The sequence below is a fragment of the Aeromonas sp. HMWF016 genome (assembly GCF_963878195.1).
Taxonomy (GTDB): domain Bacteria; phylum Pseudomonadota; class Gammaproteobacteria; order Enterobacterales; family Aeromonadaceae; genus Aeromonas; species Aeromonas lacus.
The window spans coordinates 40,301-61,692 of record NZ_CAWNWX010000069.1 but is presented as its reverse complement, the minus strand read 5'-3'; the positions used below and the strand labels follow the sequence as shown (position 1 = coordinate 61,692).

14 protein-coding genes are annotated in these 21,392 nt (G+C 58.5%); 6 read left to right on the top strand and 8 right to left on the bottom strand.

Annotated elements, in window-relative coordinates:
- The coding region (gene barA / locus AACS24_RS10100) for a two-component sensor histidine kinase BarA (protein ID WP_258223179.1) at positions 1–2,016 on the bottom strand (2,016 nt) is incomplete at its 3' end.
- A 76-nt stretch (positions 2,017–2,092) separates the two neighbouring features.
- On the opposite strand from barA, the gene rlmD reads away from it, so the two are divergent.
- The 5 genes from rlmD to eno all read left to right on the top strand — a co-directional run bounded on the left by rlmD (position 2,093) and on the right by eno (position 9,986).
- Positions 2,093–3,415 (top strand): 23S rRNA (uracil(1939)-C(5))-methyltransferase RlmD, encoded by a 1,323-nt coding sequence (rlmD, locus tag AACS24_RS10095; protein ID WP_108573504.1) that lies wholly within the window; start codon positions 2,093–2,095, stop codon positions 3,413–3,415.
- 211 nt (positions 3,416–3,626) lie between these two features.
- Positions 3,627–5,840 (top strand): GTP diphosphokinase, encoded by a 2,214-nt coding sequence (gene relA / locus AACS24_RS10090; protein WP_108573502.1) that lies wholly within the window; start codon positions 3,627–3,629, stop codon positions 5,838–5,840.
- Positions 5,841–6,018: 178 nt separating this feature from the next.
- Positions 6,019–6,816: a nucleoside triphosphate pyrophosphohydrolase gene (gene mazG, locus AACS24_RS10085; RefSeq protein ID WP_108573500.1), complete on the top strand. Its 798-nt coding sequence runs from the start codon at positions 6,019–6,021 to the stop codon at positions 6,814–6,816.
- A gap of 141 nt (positions 6,817–6,957) precedes the next feature.
- Complete coding sequence (gene pyrG / locus AACS24_RS10080) at positions 6,958–8,595, top strand: glutamine hydrolyzing CTP synthase (protein WP_033113091.1); 1,638 nt, start codon at positions 6,958–6,960, stop codon at positions 8,593–8,595.
- Between the two features lie 89 nt (positions 8,596–8,684).
- Positions 8,685–9,986, top strand: a complete 1,302-nt coding sequence (eno, locus tag AACS24_RS10075; RefSeq protein WP_106553325.1) for a phosphopyruvate hydratase — start codon at positions 8,685–8,687, stop codon at positions 9,984–9,986.
- 220 nt (positions 9,987–10,206) lie between these two features.
- Here the strand turns inward: eno and AACS24_RS10070 are convergent, their stop codons facing one another.
- The 6 genes from AACS24_RS10070 to AACS24_RS10045 form a co-directional block, all read right to left on the bottom strand.
- A complete protein-coding gene (locus AACS24_RS10070; protein WP_108573498.1) occupies positions 10,207–12,171 on the bottom strand; it encodes an LTA synthase family protein in 1,965 nt (654 codons plus the stop codon).
- Between the two features lie 175 nt (positions 12,172–12,346).
- A complete protein-coding gene (locus tag AACS24_RS10065; protein WP_108573496.1) occupies positions 12,347–13,177 on the bottom strand; it encodes an alpha/beta fold hydrolase in 831 nt (276 codons plus the stop codon).
- A 281-nt stretch (positions 13,178–13,458) separates the two neighbouring features.
- Positions 13,459–15,267, bottom strand: a complete 1,809-nt coding sequence (locus AACS24_RS10060) for an ATP-binding protein (RefSeq protein WP_108573494.1) — start codon at positions 15,265–15,267, stop codon at positions 13,459–13,461.
- 526 nt (positions 15,268–15,793) lie between these two features.
- Positions 15,794–16,648, bottom strand: a complete 855-nt coding sequence (locus tag AACS24_RS10055; RefSeq protein WP_108573492.1) for a 23S rRNA (adenine(2030)-N(6))-methyltransferase RlmJ — start codon at positions 16,646–16,648, stop codon at positions 15,794–15,796.
- Entirely contained in the window at positions 16,642–17,103 is a 462-nt protein-coding gene (locus tag AACS24_RS10050) for a DUF2390 domain-containing protein (RefSeq protein WP_181364364.1), read from the bottom strand. The genes AACS24_RS10055 and AACS24_RS10050 overlap by 7 nt, the downstream gene beginning before the upstream one ends.
- On the bottom strand, positions 17,096–19,006 hold the full coding sequence (locus AACS24_RS10045) for an ABC transporter ATP-binding protein (RefSeq protein ID WP_108573490.1): 1,911 nt from the start codon (positions 19,004–19,006) through the stop codon (positions 17,096–17,098). Before AACS24_RS10045 ends, AACS24_RS10050 begins: the two co-directional genes overlap by 8 nt.
- A 154-nt stretch (positions 19,007–19,160) precedes the next feature.
- Between AACS24_RS10045 and AACS24_RS10040 the strand changes: the two genes are divergently transcribed.
- Positions 19,161–19,571: a CBS domain-containing protein gene (locus AACS24_RS10040; protein ID WP_108573488.1), complete on the top strand. Its 411-nt coding sequence runs from the start codon at positions 19,161–19,163 to the stop codon at positions 19,569–19,571.
- Positions 19,572–19,680: 109 nt separating this feature from the next.
- Here AACS24_RS10040 and AACS24_RS10035 read toward each other — a convergent pair whose 3' ends face one another.
- A complete protein-coding gene (locus tag AACS24_RS10035; protein WP_108573486.1) occupies positions 19,681–21,342 on the bottom strand; it encodes a hypothetical protein in 1,662 nt (553 codons plus the stop codon).
- Between the last annotated feature and the right edge of the window lie 50 nt (positions 21,343–21,392).

The following is a 21,392-nucleotide window of genomic DNA, read 5'->3' as shown; positions in this document are numbered from 1 at the left end:
GTCATCCACCGCCAGTACCTTGATCGGCTGCAGCTGGCGAGCAGATGGCTGGGCCGGCAGCTGCTGGCGGCTCGCCTCCGGCGTGAGCAGTGCGTGCAGCAGTTTGCGATGGTTGAGCGGCTTGGAGAGACAGTGCTGGGCACCGTGAGCCAGCATCGACTCGTAGAGCGCCGGTTCATGGCTGCTGAGCAGCACTATGGTGTTCTGCTGCTGGCCGCTCAGGCTGTCGAGTCGGCTGATCACCTGTTGCGGAGTATGCAGGGTGCTGCTGCCAATGAGCACAATGTCCTGTTCACTCATCTCTGGCCAGGGAGCGTCGTTTGTCAGCAACTGCACATCGAGCTGCCACTCGGCCAGCAGTGCCAGCAGAGCGGCGCGAGCAAAGGGATCCGGCTCCTGCAGCCAGAGCCGTTTGTTGCGGATGCGATCCAGCGGCAGTTGATCGGTCTGGGGCAGGGGAGAGACCTCCAGATCCAGGCTGAAAGAGAAGACTGAGCCCTTGTCCAGCTCCGACTCGAAGCGGATCTGGCCACCCATCTGCTGCACCAGCTTCTGGGTGATGACCAGACCCAGTCCGGTGCCGCCATAACGGCGCGAGATGGAGGAGTCGGCCTGATTGAAGGCCTGGAACAGCTGGCGCTGCTGCTCTTCCGAGATGCCGATGCCGGTATCCCGGATCCGGACGTTGAGCTTCACCTTGTGGTTGCCGCTGCCGAGCTGCTCGATATGAACATCCACGTTGCCGCGCTCGGTGAACTTGATGGCGTTGCCGGTGAGGTTGGTCAGCACCTGCTGCAGACGCATGGGATCACCGGTGAGGGTATCGGGGACATCCGCATCGACCCGCAAAGAGAGCTCCAGCTGCTTGTCGTGGGCGCTGGGGCCGAGCAGGTGCATGGTCTCGTTGAGGGTGTCGCGTAGGCTGAAGGGAATATGCTCCAGCTGCAGCTTGCCCGCCTCCAGCTTGGAGAAGTCGAGGATGTCGTTGATGATGCCAAGCAGATTGCGCGCCGACTTCTCGATGGTCTGCATGTAGTCGGTCTGGCTCGGCGTGAGGCTGGTTTTGAGCAGCTGACGGGTAAAACCGATGACGCCGTTGAGCGGAGTGCGCAGCTCGTGAGACATGTTGGCGAGGAACTCCGATTTGACCCTTGCCGCCTCCTGCGCCCGCTTCTTGGCCATGTCGAGCTCGACGTTCTGGATCTCGATCTGCTCCAGCGTCTCGCGCAAATCCGAGGTGGCCTGATCGATATTCTGCTGCATCTCCTCGTGATATTCGGAGAGTGCCTTGGCCATGGCGTTGATGCCGTTTTTCAGCATGTCCAGCTCGCCGGTCAGCTCGCCGCTGACCCGGGTATCGAGCCGCCCTTCCCGGATCTTGTGCACCGCCTGCACCATGTTGGTGATGGGCTGGGTCACGCTCTTGACCAGTCGGAAGCCAAACAGGGTACTGACGGCGACCCCGAGCAGCACCATGATGATGGCGAAGAAGGTATCGCGGTAGTGAAGCAGCATGGCGCGATCCGTGGTCATCTGCATCGAGATGTAACCGATCATCGGCGGCTCCACATCGCTGGGCAGCGGGAAGCCATCCATGGTGGTTTCGGCCTGGATCGGGGTGCGCAATATGATGTCGTCACCGTAGAGGGTGATGCTGGTCAGCTCCGGAATCGGCTCGCCATCGGGCAGCTGCAACCGGGTGAAGTCCCTGTGATAGTTGGACGTCACGAATAGCTGGTTGTCCTGAGTGAAGACGGCGATGGACTTGATGAGCGGTGAGTTCTTGCGATGGGTCAGACCAATCAGCCGCTTGAGGGATTCGCGGCTGTGCTGGGTCATACCATATTCACTGGCGATGGCCAGTGGCTCTATGATGTTGATCCCTTGATCGATCAGGTTGTTTTCCAGCTGCTGGTAGCGATGGAAGGTGAAGTAGCCGGCCATCAGGCCACCGATTATCAAGGTGGGTAATATGGTAAATGCCAGCACCCGCGCCCGAAGGCCGTATTTGGTCATACTATTATTCTTGTGGGACAATAGCCTGCTGCAGATTCCACAATCATGACATAGCCACCTATAGGCACCAAGTTTTATGGCCCAGTTTTTCAAGCCCCAAAAGAAATCCACCCAGCCCCAACGCATTGAATTTACGGTAGACACTCTGGATCACCACTGTGTCGGGATCGGTCGTCATCAAGGCAAGGCGATCTTTGTTGAAGGGGCGCTGCCCGGCGAGACCATCAAGGCACGGATCACCGACGACAAAAAGCAGTATGGCCATGCCGCCTTGCAACAGGTGCTGACACCAGCCGCCAACCGCATTGCCCCCTTCTGCAGCCACTACCGCGAGTGCGGTGGTTGCAGCGCCCAGCATATGTCGGTGGCGGATCAGCAGGCAGCCAAGGCGGCCGGGCTGGTCAATCTGTTCGAGCGTCTTGGCAACATCAGTGCGCCGGCACTGGAGCCGGTGCTGACTGGCGAGGAGCGTGCCTATCGCCGGGTCTGCCGGCTGGCCATCAAATTCGACAAGAACGGTCGCTGCACCCGGGTCGGTTTTCGTCGCCGCAACAGCAACGATCTGGTGGAGATCGAAGGGTGCCCGGTGCTGGCCGAACCGCTCTCTGCACTGATTGCGCCGCTGCGCGAGTGCCTCAATCGCTTGAAGAGCCAGCGCGAGCTGGGTCATGCCGAACTGATTCAGGCTGAGCAGGGGATCATGATGCTGCTGCGTCATACCGGTCGTCCCAACGAGACGGATCGGGCGCAGCTGGTGGAGTTTGCAACCGAGCAGGGTATCGACCTCTATCTGCTGGCGGCTGACGACAAGATAGTGCCGCTGCATCAGCAGTTCGAACCCTCTTACTCGCTGGATGGCCTGTCTCTTGCATTTGCTCCGGGTGACTTCATTCAGGTCAACGGCCCCGTCAACCAGCAGATGGTCGATCAGGCGCTCTTATGGCTTGGGGCAAGCAAGGATGACAAGGTGCTCGATCTCTTCTGCGGTATCGGCAACTTCACCCTGCCGTTGGCCCGTCAGGCCCGCGAAGTGGTGGGGGTGGAAGGTGAGCTGGCCATGGTGGCGCGCGCCGAAGAGAACGCCCGTCGCAACGGCATCAGCAATGCCCGTTTCTACAAGGCGGACTTGAGCGGCGATATCGTCGGCATGTCCTGGGTGCGGGAAGGGTTCGATCTGGTGCTGCTGGATCCGGCTCGTCCCGGTGCGCTGGAGGTGATGGAGCACGTAGTGAAACTTTCACCCAAGCGGGTGGTCTACGTCTCCTGTAATCCGGTGACGCTGGCGCGCGATAGCCAGGTGCTGGTGAAGGGCGGTTATCGACTGGTACGGTTGGGTATGCTCGACATGTTCCCCCACACCGGTCATCTGGAGTCCATGGCCCTCTTCGAGCGGGGCTAGCGAGTGCTCATCAGCAACCTGAACTGAAGCTGTTTGAGCAGACGTGATTGGGGTAACCTAGCCCCTCGTAATTCGGCTGGGCCTGCCGGAGAGACCTATTGTCTTTTTTGACAATATGCCTTGAAACCCTCTCCGGAAATCCCCATTTGAGGCGATCTCACAAGGGGTGAAAGTGACTACTTTCGGCCAAACACTTTAAAGGATTGATACCATGGTTGCGGTTCGCGATATTCATTTGAAAGACAACTTCACCCTGGAGGAGTGGGTCAGCTCGCTCACCCTGAGTGACAGTGACAAGGAGCAGTTGCGAACCGTCTACCAGTATTGCCTGACGCTCGGCGACGAGGCCCTCACCAGCAAGCTGCTGGTGCGCGGCATCGAGATGGTGGGCATCCTGCTGATGCTCAGCATGGATCTCGGCACCCTCAAGGCGGCCATTATCTATCCCTTTGTCGAAGCCGGTCTCATCAGCCAGGAGCGGATGGACGAGGACTTCGGGCCCAAGATCGCCAAGCTGGTGGAAGGGGTGCTGGAGATGGAGGCCATCCGCTCCCTGCAGACCCTCCATCGCAGCGAAACCTCGCCGGAGCAGGTCGACAACGTGCGCCGCATGCTGCTCGCCATGGTCGAGGATGTGCGTGCCGTGGTCATCAAGCTGGCCGAGCGGATCGCCTGCCTGCGGGAAGCGAAAAAGGCGGATGAAGAGACCCGGGTGCTGATGGCCCAGGAGATCACCAACATCTATGCGCCGCTGGCCAACCGTCTTGGCATCGGTCAGCTCAAGTGGGAGCTTGAAGATCTCGCCTTCCGCTACCTGCATCCGGAAACCTACAAGCAGATCGCCAAACAGCTGGATGAGAAGCGACTCGATCGGGAGCGCTACATTCAGGAGTTTGTGCGCTCCCTACGCGATGCGCTGAAAGATGCGGGAGTCGAGGCCGAGGTCTATGGCCGGCCGAAACACATCTACAGCATCTGGCGCAAGATGCAGAAGAAGCACCTCGAATTCAACGAGCTGTTCGATGTGCGCGCGGTGCGGGTGGTGACCAAACGGTTGCAGGATTGCTATGCAGCGCTCGGCATCGTCCACACTCACTTCCATCATATTCCCCGCGAGTTTGACGACTATGTCGCCAACCCCAAACCCAACGGCTATCAGTCGATCCACACGGTAGTGGTAGGGCCGGAGGGCAAGACGGTCGAGATCCAGATCCGTACCGACCAGATGCATCAGGATGCCGAGCTCGGCGTCGCTGCTCACTGGCGCTACAAGGAGGGTCCGCAGGCTGGCGTCAAGGCCAACACCTTCGAAGACAAGATCGAGTGGCTGCGCAAGCTGCTCGCCTGGCAGGAGGATCTCTCCGAGAGCGGCTCCCTGCTCGAAGATCTGCGCAGTCAGGTGTTCGAGGACCGGGTTTACGTCTTCACCCCGAAAGGGGATGTCATCGACCTGCCGGCGGGCGCCACCCCGCTCGACTTTGCCTATCACGTGCACAGCATGATCGGTCACCGCTGCATCGGCGCCAAGATTGACGGCCGCATCGTGCCGTTCACCTATGCGCTGCAGACCGGCGATCAGGTGGAGGTGATCACCCAGAAGGAGCCGAACCCGAGCCGCGACTGGATGAACCCCAACTCCGGCTTCCTGCGCTCCAGCCGGGCGCGGGCCAAGGTGGCCACCTGGTTCAGAAAGCTGGATCGGGACAAGAATATCGTGGCCGGTCGCGAGCTGTTCGAGAAGGAGCTGGATCGCCACAACCTCAGCATGTCCAAGATCGACAAGGGCAACATGCTGCGCCGCTTCAATCTGGAGAGCACCGACGATCTGCTGGCCGGTATCGGCAGCGGCGATATCCGCATCAACCAGGTGCTCAACTATCTCGACACCTGCTACAACAAGCCGACGGCGGAAGAGGAAGATCGTCGCCTGCTGGAGAGGCTGGAGCAGAAGGCCAATGCGCCGATGCGCCACAAGCCAAAGGATCACATAGTCGTGGAAGGGGTCGGCAACCTGATGACCCATATCGCCCGCTGCTGTCAGCCGATCCCGGGCGATGCCATTCAGGGCTTCATCACCATGGGGCGCGGCGTCTCCATTCACCGTGAAGATTGCGAGCAGTTGAAAGAGCTGTCACGTCGCAACCCCGAGCGGCTGATCGATGCTGTGTGGGGCGAGAACTACTCCGGTGGCTATGGCCTTACCATCCGGATCATCTCCAATGATCGCTCCGGCCTGCTGCGCGATATCACCACCGTGCTGGCCAACGAGAAGATCAATGTGATGGGGGTGCGCTCACGCTCCAACGTGCGCGAGCAGACCGCCGAGATCGACATGGAGCTGGAGATTTACAACATCAACGCCTTCAACCGGGCGTTGGCCAAGCTCAGCCAGCTCAACGACGTGATCAGTGCCAAGCGGCTTTGATAGCGAACCGACCGGCCCCAGTGGCCGGTCTGCATTTGCGACCCTTTTTGAACGAATCGAAAGCGAATATCCCATGTCCCCACGTTATGACCTCTCCCAACTGCTCGACATGAGATTGCTCGACTGCGCGGCCTGATGTCGCTTCCTCCCCATTTAACGAATCGAAAGTGAGTAGCCCATGTCTCAACGTTACGATCTGCCCCAACTGCTCGACATCATGGCTCGCCTGCGCGATCCGCAAAACGGCTGCCCCTGGGATCTGAAACAGAACTTCCAGACCATAGTGCCGCACACCCTGGAAGAGGCCTACGAAGTGGCCGATGCCATCGAGACCGAAGATTGGCAGGGGTTGAAAGGGGAGTTGGGAGATCTGCTGTTTCAGGTGGTGTTTTACGCCCAGCTTGGCAAGGAGCGTGGTCTGTTCGACTTCGCCGACATCGTCGATACGGTCAGCGAGAAGCTGATCCGCCGTCACCCCCATGTCTTCTCTGATGCCGACCTTGGCGACGAGCAGGCGGTGAAAGCGAACTGGGAAGCAGAAAAGGCCAAGGAGCGGGCGGCGCTCGACAAAGAGAGCGTGCTGGACGATATCCCCCTCTCGCTGCCGGCCCTGACCCGCGCTGCCAAGATCCAGAAACGCTGTGCTACCGTCGGTTTTGACTGGAAGACGCTGGGGCCGGTGGTGGACAAGATCCACGAGGAGATCGACGAGGTAATGGAAGAGGTGCTGATGGTCGATGTGGACGAGGCGCGGGTGAGCGACGAGCTCGGCGATCTGCTGTTTGCTACCGTCAATCTGGTGCGTCATCTGGGCAAGGACCCGGAGCAGGTGCTGCGGGGCGCCAACGCCAAGTTCGAGCGTCGCTTTCGTCAGGTTGAACAGATAATCGCCGCAGAAGGGCTGAAAATGACCGATTGTACCCTCGAAAAGCTTGATGCTGCCTGGGACAAGGCGAAGGAAACCGAGCAAAGTTGATTTGGCGCAAGATGGGGCGGCAAGGAGCCTGATAGATTTTTGCTCATTGTTTGGGAGAGGGGTTTTTGGTATACTGTTTCCCCGTCCTGCTTCATCCCCGAAGCACCCCTTAAAATTCCCTAAACTTCTTTCAGGTTCAGCATGACGACCAAATATATTTTTGTTACTGGTGGCGTTGTTTCATCCCTCGGCAAAGGCATTGCCGCAGCTTCTCTGGCAGCCATTCTGGAAGCCCGTGGTCTGGATGTGACCATCATGAAACTGGACCCCTACATCAACGTGGATCCGGGCACCATGAGCCCGACCCAGCATGGTGAAGTGTTCGTAACCGAGGACGGGGCCGAAACCGATCTGGATTTGGGTCACTACGAGCGTTTCATCCGCACCAAGATGACTCGTCGCAACAACTTTACCACCGGCCGTATCTACGCCGACGTACTGCGTAAAGAGCGTCGTGGTGACTATCTGGGTGCCACCATTCAGGTTATCCCGCACATCACCAACGCCATCAAAGAGCGGGTGATTGCCGGTGCCGAAGGCCATCAGGTTGCCATCGTCGAAGTGGGCGGTACCGTAGGTGACATCGAGTCCCTGCCGTTCCTCGAAGCCATTCGTCAGCTGGCTGCCGAAGTGGGCCGCAACAATGCCATGTTCATGCACCTGACTCTGGTTCCTTACCTGGCCGCTGCCGGTGAAGTGAAGACCAAGCCGACCCAGCACTCTGTAAAAGAGCTGCTCTCCATCGGTATCCAGCCGGATGTGCTGATCTGCCGCTCCGACCGTGCCATTCCGGCCAACGAGCGCGCCAAAATTGCCCTGTTCTGCAACGTGCCCGAGCGCGCCGTCATCTCCATGAAAGACGTCGACTCCATCTACAAGATCCCGGCACTGCTGAAATCCCAGAACCTGGACTCCTACTTCACCGAGCGTTTCGGTCTGGAGTGCAAAGAAGCTGACTTGTCCGAGTGGGAACAGGTTATCTACGAAGAGGCCAACCCGACTGGTGAAGTGACCATCGGTATGGTCGGCAAGTACGTCTCCCTGCCGGACGCCTACAAGTCCGTCAACGAGGCGCTCAAGCACGGTGGTCTCAAGACCCGTCACTCCGTCAACATCAAGTACATCGACTCTCAGGATATCGAGACCCGTGGCTCCGAGCTGCTGGAAGGTCTGGACGCGATCCTGGTGCCGGGTGGCTTCGGTGAGCGCGGTGTGGAAGGCAAAATTCTGGCTGCCCAGTATGCCCGCGAGAACAAGATCCCCTACCTGGGTATCTGCCTCGGCATGCAGGTTGCCATGATCGAATTCGCTCGCAACGTCGCGGGCATGGAAGGGGCTCACTCCTCCGAATTCAAGAAAGATTGCGCGTACCCGGTCGTCGGCCTCATCACCGAGTGGGTGGATGAAGAGGGCAACATCGAGACACGTACCGAGAAGTCTGATCTGGGCGGCACCATGCGTCTGGGTTCCCAGCTCTGCCACCTGGTCGAAGATTCCAAGGTGCGTCAGATGTACGGCAGCCCGACCATTTACGAGCGTCACCGCCACCGTTATGAAGTCAACAACAAGCTGCTGCCGCAGATCGAGGCAGCCGGCCTGAAAGTGACCGGTCTCTCCGCTGACAAGAAGTTGGTGGAAATCATCGAGATCCCGGATCACCCCTGGTTCGTGGCCGCGCAGTTCCACCCGGAGTTCACCTCTACTCCGCGTGATGGCCACGCCCTGTTCGCCGGTTTTGTGAAGGCGGCAGGCGAGTATCAGAAGCGTAATTTGAAGTAATTGAAAATAAATGCGGTTGGGGCACTGTGCCACAGCCGCTTTTTTTGGCATATTTTTGTTGTTTTTTTACGAAACCTGAGGAAATACACATGTCCAAGATCGTTAAAGTGATCGGTCGTGAAATCATCGACTCCCGTGGTAACCCGACCGTTGAGGCCGAAGTTCACCTGGAAGGTGGTTTTGTTGGTATGGCAGCCGCTCCGTCTGGCGCGTCCACCGGTTCCCGCGAAGCGCTGGAACTGCGTGACGGCGACAAGAGCCGTTTCCTGGGTAAAGGCGTTCTGAAAGCCCTCGAAGCCGTAAACGGCCCGATCGCTCAAGCTCTGCTGGGTAAAGATGCCAAGGACCAGGCCACCGTTGACCAGATCATGATCGACCTCGACGGTACCGAGAACAAATCCAAGTTCGGCGCCAACGCCATCCTGGCTGTTTCCCTGGCTAACGCCAAAGCTGCCGCTGCTGCCAAAGGCATGCCGCTGTACGCCCACATCGCCGAGCTGAACGGCACCCCGGGTGTTTACTCCATGCCGCTGCCGATGATGAACATCATCAACGGTGGTGAGCACGCCGACAACAACGTCGACATCCAGGAGTTCATGATCCAGCCGGTTGGCGCCAAGACCCTGAAAGAAGCCGTTCGCATGGGCGCAGAAGTGTTCCACAACCTGGCTAAAGTGCTGAAGTCCAAGGGCTACAACACTGCAGTTGGTGACGAAGGTGGTTTCGCTCCGAACCTGAAATCCAACGCCGAAGCGCTGGAAGTTATCGCTGAAGCCGTTGCCGCTGCCGGTTACAAACTGGGCACCGACATCACCCTGGCTATGGACTGCGCTGCTTCCGAGTTCTACGACGCAGAGAAGAAAGAGTACAACCTGAAAGGCGAAGGTCGTGTCTTCACCTCCAACGGTTTCTCCGACTTCCTGGCTGACCTGACCACCAAGTTCCCGATCGTCTCCATCGAAGATGGCCTGGACGAATCTGACTGGGAAGGTTTCGCCTACCAGACTGCTGAACTGGGCAAGAAAATCCAGATCGTTGGTGATGACCTGTTCGTAACCAACACCAAGATCCTGAAGCGCGGTATCGACAACGGCATCGCCAACTCCATCCTGATCAAGTTCAACCAGATCGGTTCCCTGACCGAAACTCTGGCTGCCATCAAGATGGCCAAAGACGCTGGCTACACTGCCGTCATCTCCCACCGCTCCGGTGAGACCGAAGACGCGACCATCGCCGACCTGGCTGTTGGTACCGCTGCTGGCCAGATCAAGACCGGTTCCATGAGCCGTTCTGACCGTGTTGCCAAGTACAACCAGCTGATCCGTATCGAAGAAGCTCTGGGTGCCAAAGCTCCTTTCCGCGGTCTGAAAGAAGTTAAAAACCAGGCTTAATCAAGCCTCGGTCGTCAACCTCGGTTGACCCGGCCAGACCTAAGGTTTGGCGAACAATCCGGAGCCCTTGTGGCTCCGGATTTTTTTATGGCTGTTTTTCGTCGGCGTTGCCGGCGTGGCAGAAGTTGGCGGTGCAGCTGGTCAGCCAGGGTCAGCAATCCCTGACCGGCAACAGATAAAAAGAAGCCCGCATGATGCGGGCTTTTTGCTTGGGGTGGGCTCAGCTTTTGGCGTGGTCAGCCTTGCTGTGGTGTTCGGCTACCGTAGTCGTTGCGGCGGCCGGGGGGCTCTGATCGGCCAGTTGCGGTGCAAGCAGGCTGGCTGGGGCGAGCTGGCCATAGGCGCGCGACTTGCCGTCAAACAGCAGGCTCTGCTGATACCAGGTGGTGGCCCAGCTGAAGTCCCGCTCGCGGGCCGCCGCGTCGTCGCAAGGCTGCGGCCGGTGCAGTTGCAGATCCGCCTTCCAGTTAAAGCAGGTGAGCTTGTCTGGCTCGCGCATCGGATACTCGACGATCTGCTCGCCGTAGACCCGCCCCAGGGTGCCGCTAGCGGCATAGATGCCCCCGCGCGGCGGTTCGCTTAGCAGGGAGTGGCCGGTAAACCAGGGCGCCTTGCCCCCCAGCAGATCGAGGATGGTGGGGGCGATATCCTGCTGGGCGCCGATGCCCGGTTGATGGCGCGGGGCGATGGAGCCATCGGTGGCGAACATCAGGAAGGGGATCCAGTACCGCCCCATATGGCCGCTGCGCTCGCCGGCGGTGTGATCGGCGGTGATGACGAACAGGGTCGGGCCAAGGTTGGCCTGCTTGAACTCCTCGATAAAGCGGCCGAGCGCCTTGTCGGCGTAGTGGAGCACGCTCATCTGCCGCTCGTTGCTGCTTTGGTCGCCAAACAGCCAGGGCTCGCCCGGCGGCAGCTGATCATCGTGAGTGGTGGTGTTGTTCACCATGTAGAAGAAGGGGCGCGACTCCTCGCGCGCCTTGCTCAGGATAAAGCGGTAGAGATCCGGGTCCTGATAGCCCCAGCTGTTCTGCTCCACCTCGGCGGCGGGCATCTCCAGCTTGCCGTAAGAAGCCTGCGTCCCCAGCAGCTGGGCCAGCTGTCCGGTCTCCCCCTTGTGCATCCCCTGAAAGACCGCAGTGCTCCAGCCTGCGTCGCTCAACAGTTTGGGCAGGCACTCGTAGTGCTGATCCTGCAGCGGCGTATTGGGGATGCCCGCCTCCAGCGGATTCTGATAGGAGCAGAGCGCTGTAAAGAACCCCTCCACTGTGCGACGGCCGCCGGCGATCAGACCATCGGTGCGCAGCCCCTCGCGGTGCAGCGCATCCAGATGGGGGGTGGTGAGCGGCGCAGCCGGGTTGTAGCTTTGCATCAGCTCGGCAGGCCAGCTCTCCAGCAGCATCAGAATGACGTTCATCTTGCGCTGCGGCGGCTGATAGGGGGCGTGGCCATCGAGCTGTGCCAGCGTCGCCAGCTGCTGCGCCGCGGGTGGCGGCAGCTGTTGATAGAGCGGCGTGCCGCCACCGGTCTCGTCGGCGGAGCTGCTGCTGACCAGCATGGCGTAGACGGGGTTGAGGGCGAGCAGCGCCTGCTGGGGATTGCCGATGGCGTAGGCGCGATCCGGCTTCATCGGCAGATCGGTCAGGGAGCCGCGCACGCAGAGCACCGCGACGGCAAACGTGAGCAGCAGCGGCAGTTCGGTCTTCGCCAGCGACATGCGCGCCGGCAGGCGCAGCTGGCGACGGCACAGCAGGGCGCTGGCCAGCGCACCGGCCAGGGTTGCGACCATCAACAATGGGTACTGCTTGAGGGCGGTGGTGAGCAGACTGCCCGCCTCGCGGGTCACCTCGCCCAGCTCATAGCCGATATGGCGCCCCGAATTGGCGAAATACATCAGGTCGGCCACCTGCAACCCCGCCAGCACCATGGCCGGAACCCACCACCAGAGCCAGGAGAGGCGACGCAGCCCGAGCCGCACCGCCAGCCAGCAGAGCAGGGCAACAGGCGCCCACAGCAGGGCCGCCGCCGCCAGATCGAAGCGAAAGCCCCACAGCAGCGCCTCAAGTTGTTGAGTGGTGGTCAGCACCGCAAAGCTGGCGGGCGACCAGAACAGCAGCAGAGATTTGAGCAGCAGTGCCAGGAGCGCGAGCAGCGCCAGACCCGACAGCAGAAAGCGAGCGAACATAGCCAATCCGGAGTATCAGGAAGTCATCGAGCGGCTATTGATAACGGATGTAGTTGTCGGCTTACAAGCATTACTGTCACGCAATGGTAACCAGATGTGACAAGTGTGAAGAGGTTCGCCTTTGCCGGAGGGATGCGAGAGCCAAGTGCGCTCGCATCCCCTCCCTGTTGTGCACCTAGCGGGCGGCGGATTGGCTGGTCAGCCACTCCTGCAAGGTATTGGCAAAGGCGGCGGGTTGCTCGATGGGGTAGAGGTGGTTGGCCCCGTCGATCCGCTTGAGCTGGCAGTGCGGCAGCTGCGCGGCAAGGGCCTCGCCGACCAGCGCGAACAGCGGGCGGGTCGCCGCTCCCAGCATCACGCAGGCGGGCAGGGTCAGGGTGGCAAGACGTGCTGGCGACCAGTCAGGGCGTTCGCTCTGGCTCAACTGCTTGGGCAGGCTGGCGGCCTCGGCCAGCTGCGCCTGCTGCCACTTGACGGGCTGGCTGGCAAAATAGCCGCCGCGGCCACCCGAGCCATCGATCAAACTGGCGACCGCCTGCGGCAACTTGCCCTCCTGCACCTGTGCAAACAGCGGGCCGAACATGGCGCCGGCATCGGCCATAAAGGCGGCAAGGCCTTGCTCATCGAGGGCGCCGGGGCAACCCGGCTCCACCAGACAGAGTGAGCGAAACCGCTCGGGCGCCATCAGGGCAGCGGTCAGGGCGACATCCGCCCCGTATGACCAGCCCGCCAGATGCACTGGCCCGCACGGCAACTGTTCCAGCAGGGCAAGCAGATCGCTGGCATGGGTCTCAAGACCAAACGGCCCCTCTTTGCCCGCCTCGCCAAAGTGGCGCAGGGTGGGGGCATAAACGGTGTAGTGCTGCGAGAGCAGCTCGATATGTTCGAGCCAGAGGGTGTGGTTGGCCAGCGCGCCATGGATCAGCAGCAGCGGCTCGCCGCTGCCCGCCTGCAGGCAGGGCTGCGAGTTACCGTTGACGATAAAGGTGTGAGTCTGTGACTGCATATCAACGCCTCCCCGGCGTGTCATAAGAGCGGAGGAGTATATGACAAGCGCCCTGCGGCCGGTAAGTGGGCGCTTTCAGGTTGGCGCTAACCACTATAAGCAAAAGTTGGGTCATTATCGGAAAACCCATAAATCCAGCTTATAGTGACTCCGGTGCGCCTTGGGTTGCCCCAAGGCTGCCGATATCAACCCCGCAAGGGGATCTTCCGATCCTTGTTTATTTTCATGGCTGGGTTATACGAGATTGTCAGAATACGTTTTGCAATTCGAAATTATGGGCTCTAGCTGATTGAAGTAAATGTATTTGATATGTCAATTGATAATAGGCGAGGAAAGTCATTAATGACTGTGTTAATAATATCCTTCTTTAGAACGCTATCTCCACCATTGTTGCTTCTGACGCTTTTTAGTATTGGCCAAGTATCCTTTATAATTTCTTCTAGTTTGTGCCCTTTCATTTCAAAAGAATCTTTTCGTACTTGAAGTTTATACCCACTTAATAATTCGCTTTCAATCATGTGGTTATTTCCCCATTTTATTTTCCCATGAACATTGTCTGCAATTGTTTGAAGTACATCATTGTTAGCTTCAATAGCTTTTGTTACATCAAGATATGAATTGCAAGTTGCAAGGCCTAGCTCATTGGGGTTTACAAATTTTTTGTATATTAAGTACAATCCAAGGAAATGAGGTTCAAATATATAGTTCTCTATAGCATAACGATTCCCTAATCCAAGAATTATGACCTGTTGCTCAGGTGAATTTTTTAGATCCCAATCAATTAATCCATAAACATGAGGATTACCCATATCTCGAAGTTTACGCGTTATTTCTAAAACAGCATCGCAATTCGAACCATTAAGTGTATGTGGTGGGAGAAACTGAGGAGTTACAGTAAATTCCTGATGTCTGGAAATTATATCAAATAATGCTTCGTAGTATTCGACATCGTAAGTATGTTCTACAAAGACCTGACGTCGATGTTCAGTGGAAACTCTCAGGTTTGGAATGCCATAGGTCAATATTTTCATGGAGTCTTCTAGGTCGCATTGTGCTGGAACCTTGTTTGATGCTGATATTTTGTAAAGAGCATTAGCTGGTGAGCATGCAATTGTTGTTGGTGAATGGGTTGACAACAATACAGGGATTTTGTGCTTTCTTACTATTTCTTCCTCAATGATTTCTAGCATTAATTTTGACATAGAAGGATGTAGTGGTGCATCAGGTTCATCCAATATGAGAAATCCAGTCCTATCACGAGTTCCTGTAGAGTTGTATATGGCTAAGGCCAAGGACATCAATGTTTTTTCTCCAGTAGATAGGTCATTTGTTTCGATCTCTATACCAGAGTGTTTATGAACCAACTTGAAGATAAATGTTGTATCTCTCATTGTATTCATTGGGTTATTAACAGTGTAAGGCAATTTTAATTTTTCTAGAATTCCATTTACAAATGTCCATGGAGCCTCGCCATATTTAGCATTGAATTTCTCTTCATTTAGGTATGGAGGTGCATCAAGAATTCCTTCATCGGCGTAAATTTTATTTAGTTTATTATCTAGATATCTTATGTGATATGCCTTGAATATGAGCGCAAACTGACTGTTAAATAAGCTTTCACCTGAAAGGTCCATTATGCTGATATTATCAGCTACAAGATCCTCGGTCAGATTTGAAGGTAAGACATTTAACTTTTTCGAAATGTCTTTAATTAAATTTTTATACTGATTGGCGTACAAAAAAACAGGATCGTTCTCTAGTGTTCCTGAATAAACAGAACCTTGTTGGTGTCCCACAAAATTCTGCTTGAGTTGTGCAATTGTTTGCCAAACATGTTTCACCCGTTGTGATATTTGAGCTGGGTCGCATTGCTGATCAACTTGAGGGTTCAATCCCCCAAATGGAATATAACTAATTGATTTTAGCAGTTCCCCATCTAAATAAACCTCACCATTGTCAGCATTACCAATAGCTTCAAATAAATGCGTTTTTCCACTGCCATTTTCACCAGTTAAGACTGTAAATATAGGCAATTCAAATTCAAGATTGGATTGAATTGATTTATGGTTTTTTCTGATTTTTATTTTCATTTTAAATCCAATGTAAGAAGAGTCATTTTGAGGATGTAACTTTCTTTAGGTATGCTTGATTACACACATGAACCGAATGTGTAATCTCGAATGTTGAGCTTCATGAGGCTTTGCTCCAACCGAAAAAAACACGCTACCGCCCCTGAATTTCAGCCTCCAGTCTGCTGCTTTTAACCAACGGGTATGGCTGGCATGGCTCATGGGGTGACTCCGACGAGGCGTGTGTTGCCAATTGGCTATAGTACCGGCCCATTGGCCAAGGGAAAGGGCGATGCGGGGAGTTTCTGAGCCAGATCAAGCAATTAATAAATCGCGACCGGTTGGCGCAGCGAGTGGAAAGTGCTGCCACTGTGTTGCTGGATAAAAAGTGTTGGCGGGTAGCCGTGTCGGTGGGTAAAAGCGCTGGCGGGTAAAAAACAAGAAGCCCCTGAACGGGGCTTCTCTTTGGCGGCATAGCCACAGTGAACGGCTTGACTGATCGTCTCGCTGGCGCCTTGATCGGGCGCCGGAGCGGGCTGGTGCGGGCTTACTCTTCGACCTTGTTGAGCCACTCGACCTTGTACTGGGCGCCGGCGCCCTGCGCCAGTTTGGCACAGAGGGGTTTGAGGAAGGCTTCAATCTGCTCGTCCAGCATCCAGGGCGGGCTGATGATCAGCATGCCTGAGCCGTTCATACCCCAATCCTTGGTCTGACCGGCCACTTCCAGCTCGGCCACCAGCACGTTACCGAAGTTCTCGCGCTTGATGGCGCGCAGCATGTCGCGGGATTTGTCCGCCTCTTCACCCAGAATGGGATACCAGAGGGCGTAGATGCCGGTGGCCCAGCGCTTCTGCGCCTTTTTCAGGGTATCGACCACCGCGAAGTAATCTTCCTTGAGCTCATAGGGCGGGTCGATCAGCACCAGCCCGCGGCGCGGGGTGGGCGGCAGCAGGGCGACCAGCCCCTCGAAGCCGTCACGATGGTGGACGGCAACGCGCGGGTCGTAACCCATGTTGGCGCGCAGATCTTCCACTTCGTTGTTGTGCAGCTCCATCAGCGCCAGCTTGTCCTGCTCGCGGGTGAGGCGGCGGGAGAGCTCCGGCGAGCCGGGGTAGTAGTGCAGCTCACCGTTCTGGTTCATCTCCTCGATAACGGCGAAATAGGGGGCCATGGCGGGCCACTGGCCGCGCTCGTCCCACAGTCGGCCGATACCGTCGGCATACTCTGCCTTCTTCTGCGACCACTCGCCGCGCAGGTCATAGAGACCGCCACCGGCATGGGTGTCCAGCACGATGAAGGGTTTCTCCTTCTTCTTGAGGGACTCGATGATCAGGGCCTGAACGGTGTGTTTCAGTACGTCGGCGTGGTTGCCGGCGTGAAAGGCGTGGCGATAACTCAGCATATTAGGTCTCTGAGGGGGCCCTGCGTGGCCCCCAGTAGCGATAGATAGTTCAACAGATTCTGGCTCTTGCCGCGCACCAGGGTGAGGCTGCGCAGGGTTTGCAGCAGCACCCCCTGCTGGAGCCGTTCCAGCTCCAGCTCGTGGGCCAGCATGGCCTGATATTCGGATTCGCCGAGCCGCCCCTTGGCGTTTTTGCGCAGGGCGCGCCAGGGGGTCAGCACGGCTTCGGTTTGCAGCAGGGCGGGCTGCAGGTCGAGCAGGTCGACCGGGATCATGAGCTCATCGAGGCGATGCAGCAGCAGGGCCAGATTGACGCTGCCCCCCAGCTCTTGCACGGTGAGCCAGTCATGACTGCGGGCGCCATACACCTCGCCGCTCCACTGCCAGAAGCCGCGCGGGGAGGGGAGTTCATCGGCAGCGATCCGCTCCGGGGCCATCAGCATTTCGTCACGCAAGGAATTCCTGCTCCATGGTTTCCAGCTCCTCGGAGAGGCTCATCCACTCCATCTCGACGTTCTCCAGCTCCTCCTTGATGGGGCCCTGGGACTTGAGTAGTTCGGAGAGTTTCTGCTTGGCGCTCTCCTCGTAGATGGCTGGATCGGCGAGCTGGCTCTCGATATCGGCCAGCTTGCCCTGCAGCTTCTCCATGCTCGCTTCGAGCTTTTCGAGTTTCTGGCGCAGCGGACGGGTCGCTTGCCGGAACTCCGCCTCGCGTCGCTTCTGATCCTTGCGCGCCACCGCCGAGTTGGCGGAGACGGGGCCATCGGCCGGTTTGGCGTTGGCCTCTTTCTCCTGCTCGCCGAGCCACTTGTGGTAGTCGTCCAGATCGCCGTCGAACGGCTCGACCCGACCACCGTGCACCAGATAGAAGTCGTCGGTGGTGGTGCGCAGCAGGTGCCGGTCGTGGGAGACCACCACCATGGCCCCTTCGAAGCCTTGCAGTGCCATGGTCAGGGCGTGGCGCATCTCCAGATCCAGGTGGTTGGTCGGTTCATCGAGCAGCAAGAGGTTGGGCTTTTGCCAGGTGATCAGGGCCAGCACCAGCCGCGCCTTTTCGCCGCCGGAGAAGGGGGCCACCTTGTCGAGCGCCTTGTCACCGTGAAAGCCAAAGCTGCCCAGATAGTTGCGCAGCTCCTGCTCGGTCTTGTCCGGCGCGAGGCGCACCAGATGATCGAGCGGGGTGTCGTCGAGACGCAGGGTCTCCAGCTGATGCTGGGCAAAATAACCGATGCTCACCCCGGCGCTCACTTCGAGCTTGCCGGAGAGCGGCGGGTTGGAGCCGGCCAGCATCTTGATAAAGGTCGATTTACCGGCTCCGTTGCGACCGAGCAGACCGATACGGGAACCCGGTACCAGATTGAGTTTGATCTTCTCGAGGATCACCTTGTCGCCGTAACCGGCAGAGAGGTTCTCCATGGCGATGAGCGGGGTCGGCAGGGCCGACGGCTCGCGAAACTCGAAGCTGAATTCGGAGTCGGCGTGGGCGGGCAGGATCTTCTCCATCCGCTCCATCGCTTTCAGGCGGCTCTGGGCCTGACGGGCTTTGGAGGCCTTGTAGCGGAAGCGGTCCACATAGGATTGCATGTGGGCCATCTCCCGCTGCTGCTTCTCGTACATCGACTGCTGCTGGGCCAGATGTTCGGCGCGTTGCAGTTCGAAGTCGGAGTAGCCGCCGGTGTATTCGTTGAGCTTGCCGTTTTCGATATGGATGATGCGGCTGATGACCGAATCGAGGAAGTCGCGGTCGTGAGAGATCAGTACCAGCGTGCCCTGATAGCCCTTGAGCCACTTCTCCAGCCAGATGACGGCGTCGAGATCCAGGTGGTTGGTCGGTTCATCGAGCAGCAGCAGATCGGAGCGGCAGAGCAGCGCCTGGGCGAGGTTGAGGCGCATGCGCCAGCCACCGGAGAAGCTGCGCACCGGCGAGCTCAGCTGCTCGTCGGCAAAGCCGAGGCCGTGCAGCAGCTCGGCGGCGCGGGCGCGGATGCTGTAGGCGCCGATGGTGTCGAGCTTGCTGTGCAGCTCGGCTACCAGCAGGCCGTTGTCATCCTGCTCGGCCCGGGCGAGCTCGGCCTCCAGCGCGCGGAACTCCTTGTCGCCGTCGATCACATAGTCGAGGGCGGAGCAATCGAGCGCCGGGGTCTCCTGCGCCACGCCCGCAATCTGCCAGCCGGCGGGCAGGCTGAAGCTGCCGCTGTCGATGGCCAGCTCCCCCCGTACCAGTGCAAAAAAGGTGGACTTGCCACAGCCGTTTTTGCCCACCAGACCCACCTTGTGGCCCGGGTGAATGGTGGCGGAGGCGTTGTCCAGCAGCTTGCGGCCGCCGCGGATCAGTTCGATTTGACTGGCAACTATCATGGGTGGGATCTGCTTGCTCAAAAATGGAGGAGAAAAACTGGCGCGGATCTTACGTGAAAAGGCGCAGATTTGCACTTTGGCGCGCGGCTCGCTATGGCTGGTATGACAAAAACATGCCATAACAGAGAAACCAGTTTGGTTACGGGAGGTTAGCATGCTTATCAGGGATATTATGACGACCCGGGTTGCCACCGTGTCGATGGATGATCGGCTCAGCGTCATCAAGGATATCTTCGAGCAGGCCCACTTTCGCCATCTGCTGGTGCTGGAGGAGGAGGAGCTGGTGGGGGTCATCTCCGACCGCGACCTGTTTCGCGCCATCAGCCCCTATCTCGACTCCGAGGCCGAGATGACCCGCGATACCGAAACCCTCACCAAGCGGGCGCACCAGATCATGAGCCGCCACCCCGTCACCATCGCCCCCCAGCTCACCGTGCGCGAGGGCGTGCAGCTGATGCTGGAGAAGAATGTCTCCTGCCTGCCGGTGCTGGAAAACGGCGCTCTGGTCGGCATCATCAGCTGGAAGGATTTTCTGCGGGTTGCACTGACGCCGGACGGGCTCTGAATCGCACCAGCCAGCTCACAGCCTATGGCTAAACGGGCACTGATAACCGGAATAAGAGAGGGGAGCCATGGCTCCCCTCTCGCATTGAGGCTCACAGGTCGGTTGGGCTTTACGACGCCGGCGGCTTGCCGGCATTGCTCGCAGGCATGCTGCCGGAGAGCTGGGGTTGCAGGTGGCTGCGGATCTCGCTCAGGGTCTGGCGATACTGCTCCCCGTGCTGCTCCAGAAAGGCGGGGCTATGGCGCAGGCGTCGCTCCAACCGGTCCACCACCAGCGCCACCTTGGGCGCCGCCATGCCGGCGGGCCAACTGTGTTGCAGCAGCTCCAGCAGTTGCCAGGCATCGCCGGGCAGAGCGGGGAACTCCTCCTGCAGTTGCAATCCCGCCTGCAACGCCAGCTGGTGGTCGCCGATGTGCATCGCCCGGTGGCGGGTCTGGCGCAGCTCGGTGAGGCGCTGTTCACGGGCCGTCAGGCGCACTCCCAGCTCGCTCACCAGATGGTGAAAGAGCTGGCGGGTGAGGGGATGGGGGGCGACCCGGATGCGATATTCAGAGAGCTGGGTCAGGTAGCGGCTCGCATGGTGCGGCAGCCCGCAGAACTGGCTGACGGCAAAGCCGAGCAGCAGGGTGACATGGCTGGTGCTTGCCTGATCCGGCTGATGGTGCGAGATGAGGATCAATGCCTCGTCGAAGCGGTACTCCAGCCCCAGCTTCAGCGCCTGCAGCAGCTCGTATTCGTGCGCTTGCAGGGTCACTGTGCGCTTGAGGTGAGCCCACTCCTGCTGCAGGGAGCGGATCCGGTTGGCGGAGGGGCTCTGCCACAGTACCGCCAGCGCCGCGCTCAGCATGAAGCTCTCCAGCGACTGGCGGGGATGCAGCTCACCGAAATAGCGCAGGTTGAGGCTGTGGACCTGCTCCAGCACCTTATCCTCATCCTGCAAGATCAACCCCAGCAGCATGGCCAGCTGGTGCCAGCGTGGCTGGTGGGGGCGGATTTTTTGCAGCTCCTGCAGCGTGCTCCAGGCGGTTTGCCACTGATGTTGGTGGAGCTGGCTGGCCAGCGTCAGCTCCCGCTTGATGGCCAGCGGTAAAGTATCCTGATGGCGCTGCAGATCGGTGAGTGCGCTTTGCAGTCTGCCCAGCCCGAGCAGGCTGTAGAAGAGGCCGGCTCTGGGCCAGCTGGTGCGGTATTCGTTGGCACAGAGGGCATAGTGCTGGGCGGCTGCCATCTGATCGGTGGATTGCAGCAGCAGATAACCCTTGAGTCGATCCAGCCAGGGGTTGAGCTCCCGATGTTCCGGCTGGAACAGCAGGTCTTCACAGGTGGCGGTAGCGATCTGCCACTCCCGCAGGGCGATGGGGGCGCTGAGGGAGGGGGTGAGGGCGCTCAGGTGTACCAGCTGGCGCAGAACCTCGTCGAGCTGACCGGTCATAAAGGGGAGCGGCAGATAGAGGGAGAAGTAGAGATCCGAGGGGAGAAACTCCTGCTCGCTGGCGTCGGCATCGAGCAGCAGCAGGACGCAACCGGGTTGCAGCAGGCCGAGGTAGTGCGCCTCGTGGAGCAGACGGGCCCCTTCAAGCCCCTGCTGCTTGTCCTGCTGGCAGATGATGGCATCAAACGGTTGTTGCTGGAGCAGGGCAAGCAGGCCGTTGTGCCCATGTTCCGGGTGGTTGTGATAGTGAATATGCTCGGCCAGTACGCCCTGTTCGGTCAGTTGCCGGATGATGGCGCTGCGCAACAGAGGATCCTCATCAAGCAGCAATATCGCCATGCAACACTCCCTTTTTGCCAATCCCTGAATGGATCATGGTAGAGCCAAGA

Bases quoted from the DNA above. Each gene is read 5' to 3' on its own strand.
- relA (WP_108573502.1), top strand. From the start codon at position 3,627: ATGGTTGCGGTTCGCGATATTCATTTGAAAGACAACTTCACCCTGGAG.
- AACS24_RS10070 (WP_108573498.1), bottom strand. From the start codon at position 12,171: ATGTTCGCTCGCTTTCTGCTGTCGGGTCTGGCGCTGCTCGCGCTCCTG.
- AACS24_RS10040 (WP_108573488.1), top strand. From the start codon at position 19,161: ATGCTTATCAGGGATATTATGACGACCCGGGTTGCCACCGTGTCGATG.
- AACS24_RS10065 (WP_108573496.1), bottom strand. From the start codon at position 13,177: ATGCAGTCACAGACTCACACCTTTATCGTCAACGGTAACTCGCAGCCC.
- AACS24_RS10045 (WP_108573490.1), bottom strand. From the start codon at position 19,006: ATGATAGTTGCCAGTCAAATCGAACTGATCCGCGGCGGCCGCAAGCTG.
- AACS24_RS10055 (WP_108573492.1), bottom strand. From the start codon at position 16,648: ATGCTGAGTTATCGCCACGCCTTTCACGCCGGCAACCACGCCGACGTA.
- pyrG (WP_033113091.1), top strand. From the start codon at position 6,958: ATGACGACCAAATATATTTTTGTTACTGGTGGCGTTGTTTCATCCCTC.
- mazG (WP_108573500.1), top strand. From the start codon at position 6,019: ATGTCTCAACGTTACGATCTGCCCCAACTGCTCGACATCATGGCTCGC.
- rlmD (WP_108573504.1), top strand. From the start codon at position 2,093: ATGGCCCAGTTTTTCAAGCCCCAAAAGAAATCCACCCAGCCCCAACGC.
- AACS24_RS10060 (WP_108573494.1), bottom strand. From the start codon at position 15,267: ATGAAAATAAAAATCAGAAAAAACCATAAATCAATTCAATCCAATCTT.
- AACS24_RS10035 (WP_108573486.1), bottom strand. From the start codon at position 21,342: ATGGCGATATTGCTGCTTGATGAGGATCCTCTGTTGCGCAGCGCCATC.
- eno (WP_106553325.1), top strand. From the start codon at position 8,685: ATGTCCAAGATCGTTAAAGTGATCGGTCGTGAAATCATCGACTCCCGT.